We start from the raw sequence: 13,846 nt of genomic DNA on the forward strand, positions 1-13,846 counted from the left end.
GTTGCATGAAGCTGCTGCGGTGCCTGCGGATAGCCACCGCGCTCGCACTAGGCGCGGCAGCGTCTGCCGCTTTCGCCGGCGGCGCAACCCCCGATCCCTCCAGCGACGACCGCGCGCCCTACACAACCGAGCGCGACGTTCATCTCTTCGTGATCCAGAAAGACGGTTCCATCGAGGAACACGACGACAGCGTGTTGCGCGCGAACACGGCGAGCGGCGTCGACGACATCGCGCAACGCTACGTGTGGTTCAACAAGGACATCGAACAGGTGCAGTTGCTCGCCGCCGAGACGATCGATCCGGACGGCGCGACGCACACGGTCGGTCCCGAAGCGATCCGCGACATTCAGGAGCCGCGCTCGGCGGGCGCGCCGAGCTTCCAGGACGGTGTGTTGCGCACGGTGATTTTTCCGGGCGTCGAGCCCGGCTCGCGCGTCCATCTGGCGTTTCGCAAGACGCGCGCGAAGCCGTTGCAGGCGGGCACGTTCGCGTATCTCGTCGAGCCGACGCGCGAACCGGTCGAGGATCAACGCCTGATCTTCGATCTTCCCGCCGATGTGCCGCTGTATGCCGACGCGCGCGGCTACACGGCATTGCCGCCGGTCAGCGAGAATGGCCGCACGCGTTACGAATTCCGCTACCAGCATGGACCGTATGCGCGGCTCGAAGCGGGCGCGGTCGGCTATGCGAATTGGGGCGATCGTCTGATGGTGTCGACCGTGCCGGACTTCGCGAGCTTCGCCGCGCGTTATCGCGGTCCCGCAACCGACGCCACCTTCGACGATCCCGCCATCGTGCGGCTAGCGCAGTCGCTCACCGCGCGCGCCGCGGACCCGCGCGAGAAGGCGCGGATACTGTACGACTGGTTGCGCATGAATATCCGCTACGTCGCGCTTTTTCTCGGCGAGACAGCGGCGATTCCGCACAAGGCGGCCGACATCCTGCGCAATCGCTATGGCGACTGCAAGGACCACGTCGCGCTGTACAGCGCGCTGCTGGCCGCGGTCGGCATTCGCAGCGAGGCGGTGCTGCTCAATCTCGGGCCGTACTATAGTCTGCCGAACGTACCCGGCTACGGCTCAAGCGCGATCAATCACGCGATTATCTGGATTCCTGAACTATCGCTGTACGCGGACACGACCGCGGGCGGCGTGGGCTTCGCTTATCTGCCCGCCGCCGTGATGGACCGGCCCGTCTTGCTGGTCGGCGAAGGAACGCTGTCGCGCACGCCCGCCACTCAAACGCGCGAGCGCACGGCGCGCGTGCAGATCGACGTCGATGAAAACGGCACCGCGAATTACGCCTATCGCGTGGAAGATGCGGGATTCACCGCGGAGATCGAGCGCAATATCTTTCGACGCGCGTCGCGGCAGCGCACGCAGCAGATCGCCGGCAATCGTCTGTTGCAAACCGGCCTGCATGGCAGCGCGCAATTGCGCACGGGCGACGTCGCCGCGACGGACGGGCCGTTCGCGACGTCGATAGAGGGCAAGCTCGAGCACTTCATCTGGAGCGACGGCACGACCGCCGTGCCGTCGCTGACGAGCTTCTCCGGCGGCATGGGTTCGCAGGTGCAGGCATGGCTCGCGGAGCCGGCTCGCACGCAGCCGTGGACCTGCATCGGCGGCGCGTTCGACGAGACGCTCGAAATCACGCTGCCGCGCTTCGCGAAGATAACGGACATGCCCGTCGATACCGATGTCCACGACAAGTTCGTCACGTTCTCGTCGCGCTATGTATTCGACCCGGCGGCGCGCGTGTTGCAGATCAGGCGGCAGCTTCGCGCCGCCTTCGGACACCAGATGTGTTCGGCAGAAGAGTTTGCCGCGATGAAGGACGACCTCGTGCGGATCGAGCGCGACCTCGACGCACAGATCGTCGTCAAGGCCGCGCGGCCTGCGTTGAACCGCTAACGGAAACTAAGGCCGCTCAGCTCCCGCTCTTCGTCACGACCGGAACCCACGCGCCGTTCTTCACCTGATACAACGTCGACGCGCCGCTTTTCAGCGCGCCGGTGTTGTCGAACGAAATCTTGCCGGTCACGCCTTCGAAGTCGATCGTCTTGAGCATCGGACGGTAGTCGTTCGGCGACGTCGATTTCGCCTGCTGCATCGCCTTGATCGCGGCCCACGCGCCGTCGTAACCGAACGGCGCATACGACAGAATCTCGCCGCCGAAGCGCTTCTTGAACTTCGCGGAGAAGTCCTTGCCGCCGGGCAGTTGCGCGAGCGGGCGGCCGTATTCCCAGGCCATCACGCCTTCCGCCGCGTCGCCGGCGAGCTTGATGAACTCGGGGTCTTCCACGCCGCCGCCGCCCACCAGTTGCGCCGTCACGCCGAGCTGCTTCATGCGCCGCGCGAAACCGGCGGCCTGCGTATCGAGCCCGCCGAAGAAGACCAGGTCCGCGTTCGCCGCCTTGATCTTGGTGATCTGCGTGCTGAAGTCGACCGCGTGATTGTCGGTGTACTCGCGCGCGACGATCGTGCCGCCATGCGCCTTCACCGCCTTCTCGAACTCGTCGGCTTCGCCCTGACCAAAAGCGGTGCGGTCGTCGATGATCGCGATGCGCTTCGCCTTGCTCACTTCGACCGCATAGACGCCTGCGTTGCCGGCGTTTTGCGCGTCTGTCGAAATCACCATGAACGTGTTCGCGAAGCCGCGTCCGGTGATGATCGGGTTGGTCGCCGCCGGATCGATCACGGGAATGCCGGCCTGCTCGTAGATCTGCGAGGCGGGAATCGTCGTGCCCGAATTGAAGTGGCCGACCACCACCGAGACGCCCGAGTCCACCAGTTTCTGCGCGACCTGCACGCCGATGCGCGGGTCCGCCTGGTCGTCCTGCGAGACGATCTGGAACTGCGCAACCTTGTCGCCGATCCTGATCTTCTGCGCGTTGGCTTCCTCGATGGCGAGCCGCACGCCGTTTTCGAGGTCCTTGCCGTAGCCGGCGTTCGCGCCCGTCATCGGCGCGGCGAAGCCGATTTTCACGGGCATGTCGTCGGCGAAACCGGCGAGCGGCGCGACCGCAAAGAGGGCGCCGACGAACAGGGCAAGCGGTTTGAGCGTGGTGTGGTGACTCATGGTCTCTCCTTACTTCGACAGTTCGAGTGATGAAAGCGGCAAAGCGATGACGCGGCTCGGCGCTGACAAAGCGAGCGGGTTCCCGCGGGCACGAAGGCTCGCGATGCACCGTGCGGAGTACGTGTGGTTGTATTCGCACGCCGGTCATGTGGCGCGAATATAGGAAGCCAATATGCGGCCGTCTTGGCAGTTCGCGGCGCTTTGAATGAGGATTTCGGCATAAGCTCGCGAGGGGGGCCGCGAGCGTTGATGGGTGCGGAAGCGGGAGTGCGGATTGGCGCACACATGCATGGAGACATGTGGCGAAGTGGTGGGCTTAACTGGTTGCAGGTGTCGAAGCTATGTGTTCAACACACAGCACGAAGATGCGCGCGAACACGATGGCCGCGGGGTGCAAGAGGAATGCGAGAGAAGCGAGCAACAGGACGCGCGAGCCCATGCCCGCGCGCTCGCCTAAGTAACCAGCCTTACCGCTCGCCTTGCTGACGCAGCACTTCTTCGCGCAGACGCAGCAGCGGCGCTTTGGTTTCGTCGTCGGCCCACGTGTCGAGATCGTCGATCGCGCGCTGGCAGCCGTCGAGCACGAGGTCGAGGTCCACCGGCACGCCGTTGTTCAGCGCGAATTCGATCGTCTCGGCGAACTGCTGGCAGTCGTCCTCGCCGTACGAAATGTCGAGGTTGTCCGCGATCACTTCGGCGATGTTGCTGCGCGCCTTGTCGTCGGGCGTCACCATGTCGATGATGCCGCGCGCCACGGCCGGCGAGTAGTAAAGCGCGATGTCGAGCCACTGCGCGGGGTCGAAGTCGGGCTGATCGAACTGGTTCTCGAAGAACTCGATGGCTTCCTGTTCATGCACCTCGTCGGCGTCGACGCTGATGCACAACTGCTCAAAATACTCTTCCCGCTCGCTGCGGATATAACCGTCCATCGATGCCTCGTCTGCTGAATGCCGGATGCCTGAGAAAGTCGCCGCGCGAAGCCGCAAAGCCGCAAAGCCATTATCGGCTCGCGCGTGCGGCACGCATTATAGGACGACCGGCCGGCTGACAAGGTTCCTGGCGGCGCAACGCCGGCAACGCTGCGGCCCGCGCCGCACGATGCGCAAGCTACGCGGTCTCTGCCACCCACGCGTCGAACCATTCGCGCGGCTGCGCGATTTCGTTTTGCGCGGGCACCAGTTCCAGTTCGTAGCGCCCGGCTTGCCACGTCGCCTTGACGACCGCGTTGACCGCGGCGAGCGTGTGCTCGAACGCGCCGCGAATCGTGTCGCCGAGCAGCGTGCGCGCGACGAACACCGCACTCGTCAGATCGCCGACGCCGACCGGCTGCCGCGCGAACGGATAGAGCGGGCGCTGGCCCATCCACGCCTCGCGTTCGGTGACGACGAGCATGTTGAAACGATCCGCGGGACTGTTGCGATCGAGCAGATGCTTGACCAGCACGAGCTTCGGTCCGCGCGCGATGATCTCGCGGCACGCGGCGACGGCTTCCTCGAGCGTCTCGATCTCGCGGCCCACGAGCCGCTGCAATTCCGTGTGATTCGGCGCCATCGCGTCGGCCACTTCCGGCATGGTGTCGACGAGAAACTGCTGGATGCCGGGCTCGACCTTGCAGCCGCTTGCCGCGCCCATCACCGGATCGCAGAAGTACCAGGCGCGCGGATTGGCGGCCTTCACGGCCTTGACGATTTCCAGCACCGACTGCGCCTGCTCCGGCGTGCCGAGATAGCCCGAGAGCACCGCGTCGCAGCGCGGCAGCATGCCGATTGCGCCGATGCCTTCGGCGAGTTCTTCCATCTGCGCGGCGTTGATGGCGGTGCCGGTCCAGTGGCCGTATTGCGTGTGGTTCGAGAACTGCACGGTGTTCAGCGGCCACACGTTCACGCCAAGCCGACGCATCGGAAACACGGCCGCGCTATTGCCCGCGTGCCCGAAAACGACATGTGACTGAATGCTGAGAACGTTCTTCGTCATGGTATGGCTCGCGCAGGCGGACGTGCGCGATCGGTGAAAACGGGAGGGATGCGCGGCGGCGCTGTTCGGGCATGAACCCGCTACGCCGCGCGCAGGACTGCTTCATGTATTGCAAGAACAATGCACGGTCTGCATCGTAGGGAAACAATACAGGAGTTTGCCGCAAGCCAGTTGATCCGTCCCCGTGCTGTTGCGCCGAACCATCACCGGCGACGGCTCGGGCAGGATCAGGCAAGCTCGCGATAGAGCGCGAGATAGCGGTCCGCCGACGCGCCCCAGCCGAAATCCTGGCGCATCGCGCGGCGCTGCGCCGCCTTCCATTCGGTGCGCCGGCCGTGCAGCGCGAATGCACGGCGGATCGCGGCGGTCAGGCTGCGCGGCGTGAAGTCGTCGAACACGAAGCCGGTCGCGAGATCCTCGGCGAGATTTTCAAGCGATGCGTCCGCCACGGTGTCCGCGAGACCGCCCACGCGATGCACGAGCGGCAGCGATCCGTAAGCCAGCGCGTAAAGCTGCGTGAGACCGCACGGCTCGAAGCGCGACGGCACCGCGATCACGTCGCTGCCGGCGATGATCGTGTGCGCGAGTTTCTCGTCGAAGCCGAGTTCCACCGCGACCGATTCCGGGTGCGTCTGCGCGACGCGCTTCAGGCCGTTTTCGAGCGCTGGGTCGCCAGTGCCGAACACGACGAGCTGACCGCCGCGCTTGACGATCTCCGGCACGGTTTCGAGCAGCAGGTCGAGACCCTTCTGCTCGGTCAGGCGGCTCACCACGCCGAACAGCAGCGCATCGCTTTTCTGCGCGAGGCCGAAGCGTTTTTGCAACGCCTCCTTGCACGCGAGTTTGCCGGCGAGCCGCGTCGCGGTGTAGCGGTGCTCGAGGAGCGCGTCGTTCGCGGGGTTCCAGACCGTATAGTCGACGCCGTTCAGGATGCCGCACAGGTCATGCGCGCGGCTGCGCAGCAGGCCGTCGAGTCCGCCGCCTTGCGCGAGCGTTTGAATTTCGCGCGCGTACGTCGGGCTCACGGTCGTGATGCGGTCGCTGTAATAGAGCCCGGCCTTCAGAAACGACAGTTGTCCATAGAACTCGACGCCGCGCATGTTGAAGAAATCGTCCGGCAGGCCGAGCTGGCCGAACTGATGCGCGGGAAATACGCCCTGATACGCGAGGTTGTGCACGGTAAAGACGCTGCGCGCGGGCGGCCGGCCGTGCTGCCGTTCGGCCGCTTTCAGATAGGCGGCGGCGAGCCCCGCGTGCCAGTCGTGCGCGTGGACGATCTGCGGCGACCACGCCGGGTCGAGCTGCTGCGCGAGTTGCGCGGCGACCCAGCCGAGCAGCGCGAAACGCTGTGCGTTATCGCCGTAGGGTACGTGCTCGTCGTTCAGATACGGATTGCCTGGCCGGTCGTACAACGTGGCCGCCCGAATCATGTAGACGACGAGTCCGTTCGACGGCAACGTGCCCTGTTCGAGCGTCACGCCCGGCGCATCGAAGCGGCGGCCCAGTTGGGCGACCGGACGCAGATCGTGCAGGCCGGCCGCGACCGCGGGAAAGCCGGGCAGCAGCACGCGCACGTCGGCGCCGCGCTCGACCAGCGCGGACGGCAGCGCGCCCGCGACGTCGGCGAGACCGCCCGTTTTCAGGAGGGGATACAGCTCGCTGGCGACGTGTAGGGCGCGAATCGTCATAGGCTCGGTCTCGTTCCTTTAAAGATGTGGACGGTCGATGCTTGCGGGCTGCGCTGGGCCGCTGCGGACGGCCGCACCAGCGCTCATTAGTTCACGTCCTGCCGCAGCGCCTCGGGCGTGACGAGCACGACGCCGTCGTCGGTACGATAGAAACGTTCGGCGTCGCGCACCGGATCTTCGCCGATCACCGTGCCGTCCGGGATCGTGCAGCCGCGGTCCACGACCACCTTCTGCAAGCGGCAACTCGCGCCGACGGTGACCTGCGGCAACAAGACTGCCTCATTGATATTACAGAACGAACTCACCTTGACGTTCGACGACAACACCGAGCGCGAAATCTGCGAACCCGAGATCACGCAACCGCCGCACACGATCAGATTGTTGCCCGAGCCTTGCAGTCCCTTCAGGTCGCGCACGAACTTGGCGGGCGGCAGTTGCTCCTGGTAAGTCCAGATCGGCCAACTGCGGTCATAGAGGTCGAGCGTCGGGATCGTGGAGGCGAGGTCGAGATTGGCGGCCCAATAGGCGTCGATGGTGCCGACGTCGCGCCAGTACGGCTCGACGTTCGGGTCCGAGGACACGCACGACATGCTGAACGGATGCGCGATCGCGGTGCCTTGCGTGACGACGCGCGGCAGAATGTCCTTGCCGAAGTCGTGATCGGTATCGACGCTCGAGATGTTTTGTTCGAGCAACGCGTACAGGTAGTCGGCGTTGAACACGTAGATGCCCATGCTTGCGAGGGCGGTGTCGGGCCGGCCGGGAATCGCCGGCGGGTCGGCCGGTTTTTCGACGAAGCCGGTGACGCGGCGGTTTTCGTCGACGGCCATCACGCCGAAGGCCACCGCGTCCATGCGCGGCACTTCGATGCAGCCGACCGTGCAATCGGCGCCGCTCTCCGCGTGGTCCGCGATCATACGCGTGTAGTCCATCTTGTAGATGTGATCGCCCGCCAGCACGACGACATACTTTGGACGAATCGAGCGGATGATGTCGAGGTTCTGGAACACCGCGTCGGCCGTGCCGCGATACCAGTGCGCGCCTTCGACGCGCTGTTGCGCGGGCCACAGATCGATGAACTCGCCGAACTCGCCGCGCAGAAAACCCCAGCCGCGCTGCAGATGACGCAGCAGCGAGTGCGCCTTGTACTGCGTGACGACGGCGATGCGCCGGATGCCGGAGTTCAGGCAATTGGACAGCGCGAAGTCGATGATGCGGAATTTGCCGCCGAAATGCACCGCAGGCTTGACGCGTTTGTTGGTGAGCGGACCGAGCCGGGTGCCGCGTCCGCCGGCCAGTACGATGGCGAGAGTGGTGCGTTGCAGATCGTTCAACCGTGCCGGCGTATCCATGTCTGTCTCCTTTGTCGACCGCAGTTAGCGCTTTAGCGCTTACTGCGGTCCCATGTAATCGTTCCGTTGTGCCATGCAATGAATGCCTCGCTTACTTCCCCGATGCGGCTGGTCGATCGCTTCTACATTGATTCGCGTTTGATTCGCGTTTGATTCGCTTTTGATTCGCGTATTGCGGCTGCTGCGCTGGCGAGCCCGTCCTGTAGTTCTAGCACTGAATGGCCTCGCGCGGGCGACGTTTCTCGGCTGCGAGCCGCCGACGCGCCCAACTGCGAACCTTCGGCCGAGGCGCGCCGACGCTCCGTGCGCCACGGCACATAGCGAGCGAGGTTCCGTGCGCAATATGCGTGCCACGCGATGTGCCGCACGGCGCGGCGTATCACAGCGCCTCGTGGAGAAGCGGGCTGTGTGCGTGACGCTGCGCGGTCGCGGTGGGCGTCGTAGAATCGTCCGCGATTGCGCGGCATGTCGGCGGCCGCTTGCGGCGAACTTTTAATGTGCGCTGGCAGCCGCCTCCATCCGCATCCTTTTCCCGGCTTCTTCGATAGAAAAATGTCCATCAGCTTTCGCCGTCTTTCATTGCTTGCAACGTTGAGCGCCGCCGCATTCGGCGCCGCGCCGGTCACGGTTTGTGCCGCATCTGCGGCTTCTGCCGAAACGCTGGCGACGGGCTCGGTCGGCGCGTCGTCGACCGTATCCACAGCCGCTTCAACCAGCGGCGCATCCGAAACCACTGCAGCCGGCGGCAATGCCGGCCCGGCCTACGGCCCCGAGTTGCAGGGCTTCACCTATCCCGAACCTGTCGGCCAATACGGCTTCACTTCGCAGGGCGTCGCGCTGCACATGGCCTACATGGACGTCAAACCGGCGCACGCGAACGGCCGCACTGTCGTCCTTCTGCACGGCAAGAACTTTTGCGGGGCGACGTGGGAGGCGACGATGCATCGTCTGAGCGAAGCGGGTTATCGCGTGATCGCGCCGGATCAGATCGGCTTTTGCAAGTCGAGCAAACCGGAGCACTATCAGTACAGTTTCCAGCAGCTCGCGCGCAATACTCATGCGCTGCTCGAGTCGCTCGGTGTGAAAGACGCGACCGTCGTCGGACATTCGACGGGCGGCATGCTCGCCGTTCGCTATGCGCTGATGTATCCGCGTGAGACGCAGCAACTGGTGCTCGTCAATCCGATCGGGCTCGAGGACTGGAAGGCGAAGGGCGTGCCGTCGCTGTCGGTGGACGACTGGTATCGGCGCGAACTGAAGACCAGCGCGGACGGCATTCGCCGCTACGAGCAGTCGACGTACTATGCCGGCCAATGGCGCGCCGATTACGAACCGTGGGTGCAGATGCTCGCGGGCATGTACCGGGGGCCGGGCAAGCAGATCGTCGCGTGGAATTCGGCGTTGCTATACGACATGATTTATACGCAGCCGGTGGTCTACGAGTTCGGGCAGTTGAGCATGCCGACGCTGTTGCTGATCGGGCAGAAGGACACGACCGCGATTGGCAAGGACGCGGCTTCACCCGAAGTGCGCGCGAAGATCGGTCATTATCCGGAGTTGGGGAAGGCCGCGGCGAAAGCGATTCCGCATGCGACGCTGGTTGAGTTCGCTGACCTGGGCCACGCGCCGCAGATGCAGGACCCGGATGCGTTTCATAAGGCGCTGCTGGATGGGTTGGCGGCGGTGCAGGGGAGTCGGTGAGGGTTTAAACGGCTCTTTGTCTCGAGATCGTGCTTCTATTTTGCTAACCGGCAGCGGCTCGACTGCTGCACACCATGAACCAACCCCGGAGTACGACCTTGACCAAAGCGCGCGCCGTACCCATGCCTGGCAACAGCGTACTCGCGCCGCTCTACGCGGGCGCGGATCTTTTGGACGCCTTTGCAATCCGACTGCCCGCGGGGGCCAGCGATGATCTTGAGGTGTTGGCACGCGCCGCGTTCGAGCGGCAGGCGTGGTGGATTCGTGCGCTCACGCGTGTCCGCGATCTGACGATGGCGACGGTCGGCGTCAAATCGTCTCTCGACGTCGGTCTTGCCGCAGCGGCGCGTGGGCCGGTTATCGGCTACTTGCCGCTGCTGTCGAAGAGCGCGTCGGAGCTGGTAGTCGGCGCGGATGACCGGCATCTGGACTTCCGCGCGACCATCCAACTACGCGGCGACGCGGCAAACGGGCGAGAACTGCTCGCGGCCACGGTGGTGCATTGCCACAACAGACTCGGGCGAATCTATCTTGCGACGATCGCGCCGTTTCATCGCGCGATTGTGCGGGCCAATCTGGAACGGGCAGTAAGAGCAATGAGAAGCTAAGCGTCTCGCTCGCAGTACCCGCGTTTGTCCTTCTTGGCTCGCAGCGCGAAGTCCGCACTGCGAGCCAACCACTCCCACGCAAAACCGTTACGGCTGAGGCTGAGCAAACACATCAGTGCGATTGCCGAGGTTCCCCGAGTTCGTCTGCACGAAGAACGGCACGAAGCTCGAGCCGATCGCGGCCAACCCCTGATAATCCCCGACGAAGAAGCCCTCGGCATCGGGCGCGGTCTTGAGATCGAATGCGCCCGCCACGTGTGTTTCATTGGCGAACGTCGCTCCCTTGTCCGTCGATGTCGTCTGCCAGATATCCGTCGGTAACGTCGTGGTGTTGCCATCCGCCAGATTGCGGAAATCGTAGTACGTCACTGCAACGGTCCCCGACGAATTGACGTTGATGCTCGGATTGAATGCCGGCCGTCCCGTGGGCGTATTAACGCGGATTGGTGCGCTCCAGGTGCTGCCGCCGTCTTTTGAAGTAGACAGCGCGATCTCATCGTAGAGCCCGCCATTGAAGCGGGAATCCTGCCAGACGACATACAGTTGCCCTGTCTTCGGATCGATCGCGGGCTCGGGAATGATGTCTCCCGAACGCACCGCTTCGCCGGTGTTCGGATCGAACACCGATACGGTCTGCAAACCCGAGATGATTTTCGGCTTCGTCCACGTTGCGCCGTCGTCGGTCGATTTGATGAACGCCACCTTGCCGGCCGCTTTCGAAAACGGCGGAGAGATAAGGTCGAAGAAGTCATAGAGCGTTCCGTTCTGCGAGTTGACGACGATCTGGTTGCCGATCGTCTGTTGCCGGGAAGGCACCGTCACGATCACGGATGGCGGACTCCATGTCAGGCCGCCATCGGATGTCTTCGAGAACATCGATGGTCCCCGGAAGGCGGCCGTGTGCGTGTTGGCGTACGGATTGCCGTTCGGCAATTCGAGCCGGTCCCACACGGCATAGGCGACGCCTGCCTTGATCGGATTGGCCGTCACCGATTCCTTGTCGTTGAAGAATTGCAAGGTCGGTTCGTTGTTGGCGATGATGGTGCGCGGGTTTGCCCAGGTCAGGCCGCCGTCCTTCGAAACCGAAGCGAGCACCGCGTTGCTGTTGTTGGATTGGTTGAAGGAGATCGACACGGCGTACGCGGTTCCATCGGGGCCGATCGACACCCACGGATCGGACGCGCGCTCGTAATCAGTCCCGCCCGCGCATGCGGTGAAAGGCAGTGCAGCCGGCGTGGCCCATGTCAAACCGCCATCGAATGATGGGCGGGCAACCAGGCCGTGTGCGCCGCCGTTGTCCCATCGGTCCTGCTGCCATACGCCGATCAGGTTCGACGGATTTTTCGGGTTCGTGGCGACCCACGGCTCGACTTCGGCATTCACATAGTTCGTGCCGGGGCCGCCGATGGTGCAAGTGGCAAAAAGGCTGGGGCCGGACACGAGGACGGGCGCGGCCCGACTGGTCGGAATGATTGCGGCGAGTACAAGAGCGAGCGGAACGCTGCTCAGAAATGCACGGGGCTTGTTGCAACGCATGGAAGGCTCCTTCTCCATTGCGACCTGTAGCAGCCCACGGTAGCGCGCCGGCAGTTGCGAAAGAAGTGGAGTGGCGTTGCACCTTCGCCGGAAGTCTTAACGATGGCATCGTCGGCGCGCCTTGTTTCCGCCATTATTCGCTCGCCATACTCACTACCGCTTCAACTGCCACAGACCGCGAGCGCTGATCACCGCCAGCGCGTCGGTCACAGTTTCACTACGCAAGATCAAGTGGTTTTCTCACGCATCGGAAAACGTCGTCACGGTATGAGCGGACGCTTTGCGAAGACCGTCTTTTGTCAGATGCGTGGATTGGACTTTAGGTCGCGGCAACGGACGTTGCGGGAATTTTTTGTAACGATTGAAAGCGATACACATTCTTGTTTGTCGTTTCGGTCCGCACCTGCTCACGAGCATCACGATGCAATCGCCGGGCGTGCGTTGCACGCCGAAGCGCCGCTGCCCGTGACGCGAAATGCGCAGCGGCGAATGCAGGCTTATGGAATGCGACGTTCCGCTCTGGTCGTGTACGGGTGCGACGACCCAGACTTCGTGTGCCTTCCAACTCCACGATGCTCCTGCCTGTGACCCTCACTCATAGGATCACAAGACGCCTTCTTGCCTCGGTTTCGTTTGCTTAAAGTGACACCACTGCAGCAGCTTTCCTTCTGTCCCACTGCTGCAAGCACAGTTACTTCGCCACTTTATTCAACGACAACCTTTGGAAGAAATCATGAAATCGCTCATCAATGCTGTTGCAGTCGCCGCCGCCCTTGCCATCCCCGCAGCATCGTTCGCTCAGTCGAACGATCAGGTCACCCGCGCGCAGGTTCGCCATGAACTGGCGCAACTCCAGAAGGCTGGATACCGTGCTGGCCAAGGCGATCAAGCGTTCTATCCGGCTCAAATCGAGGCCGCCACCGCACGTGTGGCTGCGGAGGAAAAGTCCGCGAGCGGCTTCGGCGGTGCAAACAGCGGTTCCTCCGCCAGTGGCGCACCGGCGACCAACGGCGTCCGCTCTCTGTATTCCGGCCGTTGATTCAACGCTGCGAACGATGTCACGACGAAATGAACGGACCTTGCTGCGCCCTAACCGATTGCAGAGGCGAAGCACTGACTACATAGCCGTGTCGTCATGACAGCGTTGCCGGCAATTCGCAACTCAAATTCGCAACTCACCTATCACGCATTGGAGAACGACATGAAAGTACTGATGGTTTTGACCTCGCACGATCAATTGGGCAACACCGGCCGCAAGACCGGCTTCTGGCTGGAAGAACTCGCGGCGCCTTACTACACGTTCAAGGACGCGGGCGCCGAGATCGTGCTGGCCTCGCCGCAGGGCGGCCAGCCGCCGCTCGATCCGAAAAGCAACGAGCCGGCCAATCAGACCGACCAGACACACCGCTTTGAAAACGACGCGGCGGCCAAAGCGCAACTCGCGGCAACCGTGCGCCTCGACAGCGTCTCGCAGGCGGACTTCGACACGGTGTTCTATCCCGGCGGCCACGGCCCGTTGTGGGACCTGGCCGAAGACTCGCATTCGATCGCGCTGATCCAGTCGTTCATCGCCGCCGGCAAACCCGTTGCACTCGTGTGTCATGCACCGGGCGTACTGCGCCACGTCACCACGGCGGACGGCAAGCCGCTGGTCGAAGGCAAGAAGGTGACGGGCTTCACGAATTCGGAAGAAGCCGCGGTGGGCCTCACCGAGATCGTGCCGTTCCTCGTTGAAGACGAACTGAAGGCCAAGGGCGGCATTTATTCGAAGACCGTCGACTGGGCTCCGTATGTAGTCACCGACGGCCTGCTCATTACCGGACAAAACCCGGCTTCGTCGTCCTCCGCTGCCGCCGTTCTGATGCAGCACCCGGCGCTCGCCGCGCAATAAAAGCCGCCTGTCTGC

At 63.6% G+C, this 13,846-nt stretch carries 11 protein-coding genes and 1 pseudogene; 5 read left to right on the plus strand and 7 right to left on the minus strand.

What is annotated here, in order from left to right; genetic code table 11:
• Nucleotides 1-5 precede the first annotated feature (5 nt).
• Nucleotides 6-1,913, plus strand: a complete 1,908-nt coding sequence (locus CUJ91_RS06575) for a DUF3857 domain-containing transglutaminase family protein (RefSeq protein WP_374710132.1) — start codon at nt 6-8, stop codon at nt 1,911-1,913.
• A 16-nt stretch (nt 1,914-1,929) separates the two neighbouring features.
• Here the strand turns inward: CUJ91_RS06575 and CUJ91_RS06580 are convergent, their stop codons facing one another.
• From CUJ91_RS06580 to glgC, 5 genes are all read right to left on the minus strand, one after another.
• The gene (locus CUJ91_RS06580; protein ID WP_107708442.1) at nt 1,930-3,081 is read right to left on the minus strand and encodes a branched-chain amino acid ABC transporter substrate-binding protein; all 1,152 of its coding nucleotides are present in this window, start codon (nt 3,079-3,081) and stop codon (nt 1,930-1,932) included.
• 467 nt (nt 3,082-3,548) lie between these two features.
• Nucleotides 3,549-4,010 carry a hypothetical protein gene (locus CUJ91_RS06585; RefSeq protein WP_006051121.1) on the minus strand — a complete coding sequence of 154 codons (462 nt, stop codon included), beginning with the start codon at nt 4,008-4,010 and terminating at the stop codon, nt 3,549-3,551.
• Nucleotides 4,011-4,188: 178 nt separating this feature from the next.
• Nucleotides 4,189-5,055 carry a pyridoxal kinase PdxY gene (gene pdxY, locus CUJ91_RS06590; RefSeq protein WP_006051120.1) on the minus strand — a complete coding sequence of 289 codons (867 nt, stop codon included), beginning with the start codon at nt 5,053-5,055 and terminating at the stop codon, nt 4,189-4,191.
• Nucleotides 5,056-5,282: 227 nt separating this feature from the next.
• Nucleotides 5,283-6,743, minus strand: coding sequence for a glycogen synthase GlgA (glgA, locus tag CUJ91_RS06595; RefSeq protein WP_107708440.1), 1,461 nt, complete (start codon nt 6,741-6,743; stop codon nt 5,283-5,285).
• 86 nt (nt 6,744-6,829) lie between these two features.
• On the minus strand, nt 6,830-8,095 hold the full coding sequence (gene glgC / locus CUJ91_RS06600) for a glucose-1-phosphate adenylyltransferase (protein WP_107708438.1): 1,266 nt from the start codon (nt 8,093-8,095) through the stop codon (nt 6,830-6,832).
• Between the two features lie 552 nt (nt 8,096-8,647).
• Here glgC and CUJ91_RS06605 point away from each other — a divergent pair.
• Both CUJ91_RS06605 and CUJ91_RS06610 read left to right on the plus strand, forming a co-directional pair.
• Nucleotides 8,648-9,796 carry an alpha/beta fold hydrolase gene (locus CUJ91_RS06605; protein ID WP_107708528.1) on the plus strand — a complete coding sequence of 383 codons (1,149 nt, stop codon included), beginning with the start codon at nt 8,648-8,650 and terminating at the stop codon, nt 9,794-9,796.
• Nucleotides 9,797-9,894: 98 nt separating this feature from the next.
• A complete protein-coding gene (locus tag CUJ91_RS06610) occupies nt 9,895-10,404 on the plus strand; it encodes a DUF2867 domain-containing protein (RefSeq protein ID WP_107708437.1) in 510 nt (169 codons plus the stop codon).
• A gap of 87 nt (nt 10,405-10,491) precedes the next feature.
• Here the strand turns inward: CUJ91_RS06610 and CUJ91_RS06615 are convergent, their stop codons facing one another.
• Both CUJ91_RS06615 and CUJ91_RS06620 read right to left on the minus strand, forming a co-directional pair.
• Nucleotides 10,492-11,940 carry a sialidase family protein gene (locus tag CUJ91_RS06615; protein ID WP_006051115.1) on the minus strand — a complete coding sequence of 483 codons (1,449 nt, stop codon included), beginning with the start codon at nt 11,938-11,940 and terminating at the stop codon, nt 10,492-10,494.
• 414 nt (nt 11,941-12,354) lie between these two features.
• Nucleotides 12,355-12,498: pseudogene (locus CUJ91_RS06620) on the minus strand (5'/3'-nucleotidase SurE); the annotation flags it as partial.
• Nucleotides 12,499-12,673: 175 nt separating this feature from the next.
• Between CUJ91_RS06620 and CUJ91_RS06625 the strand changes: the two are divergent.
• Nucleotides 12,674-12,979 (plus strand): DUF4148 domain-containing protein, encoded by a 306-nt coding sequence (locus CUJ91_RS06625; RefSeq protein WP_107708434.1) that lies wholly within the window; start codon nt 12,674-12,676, stop codon nt 12,977-12,979.
• 162 nt (nt 12,980-13,141) lie between these two features.
• Nucleotides 13,142-13,831, plus strand: a complete 690-nt coding sequence (locus tag CUJ91_RS06630; RefSeq protein WP_107708526.1) for a type 1 glutamine amidotransferase domain-containing protein — start codon at nt 13,142-13,144, stop codon at nt 13,829-13,831.
• Nucleotides 13,832-13,846 lie beyond the last annotated feature (15 nt).

This window comes from Paraburkholderia graminis (genome assembly GCF_003330785.1).
Lineage (GTDB): Bacteria > Pseudomonadota > Gammaproteobacteria > Burkholderiales > Burkholderiaceae > Paraburkholderia > Paraburkholderia graminis.

What these genes read in the sequence shown, in the direction of transcription:
- CUJ91_RS06575 (WP_374710132.1), top strand. Translation starts at nt 6, where the DNA reads ATGAAGCTGCTGCGGTGCCTGCGGATAGCCACCGCGCTCGCACTAGGC.
- CUJ91_RS06580 (WP_107708442.1), bottom strand. Translation starts at nt 3,081, where the DNA reads ATGAGTCACCACACCACGCTCAAACCGCTTGCCCTGTTCGTCGGCGCC.
- CUJ91_RS06585 (WP_006051121.1), bottom strand. Translation starts at nt 4,010, where the DNA reads ATGGACGGTTATATCCGCAGCGAGCGGGAAGAGTATTTTGAGCAGTTG.
- pdxY (WP_006051120.1), bottom strand. Translation starts at nt 5,055, where the DNA reads ATGACGAAGAACGTTCTCAGCATTCAGTCACATGTCGTTTTCGGGCAC.
- glgA (WP_107708440.1), bottom strand. Translation starts at nt 6,743, where the DNA reads ATGACGATTCGCGCCCTACACGTCGCCAGCGAGCTGTATCCCCTCCTG.
- glgC (WP_107708438.1), bottom strand. Translation starts at nt 8,095, where the DNA reads ATGGATACGCCGGCACGGTTGAACGATCTGCAACGCACCACTCTCGCC.
- CUJ91_RS06605 (WP_107708528.1), top strand. Translation starts at nt 8,648, where the DNA reads ATGTCCATCAGCTTTCGCCGTCTTTCATTGCTTGCAACGTTGAGCGCC.
- CUJ91_RS06615 (WP_006051115.1), bottom strand. Translation starts at nt 11,940, where the DNA reads ATGCGTTGCAACAAGCCCCGTGCATTTCTGAGCAGCGTTCCGCTCGCT.
- CUJ91_RS06625 (WP_107708434.1), top strand. Translation starts at nt 12,674, where the DNA reads ATGAAATCGCTCATCAATGCTGTTGCAGTCGCCGCCGCCCTTGCCATC.
- CUJ91_RS06630 (WP_107708526.1), top strand. Translation starts at nt 13,142, where the DNA reads ATGAAAGTACTGATGGTTTTGACCTCGCACGATCAATTGGGCAACACC.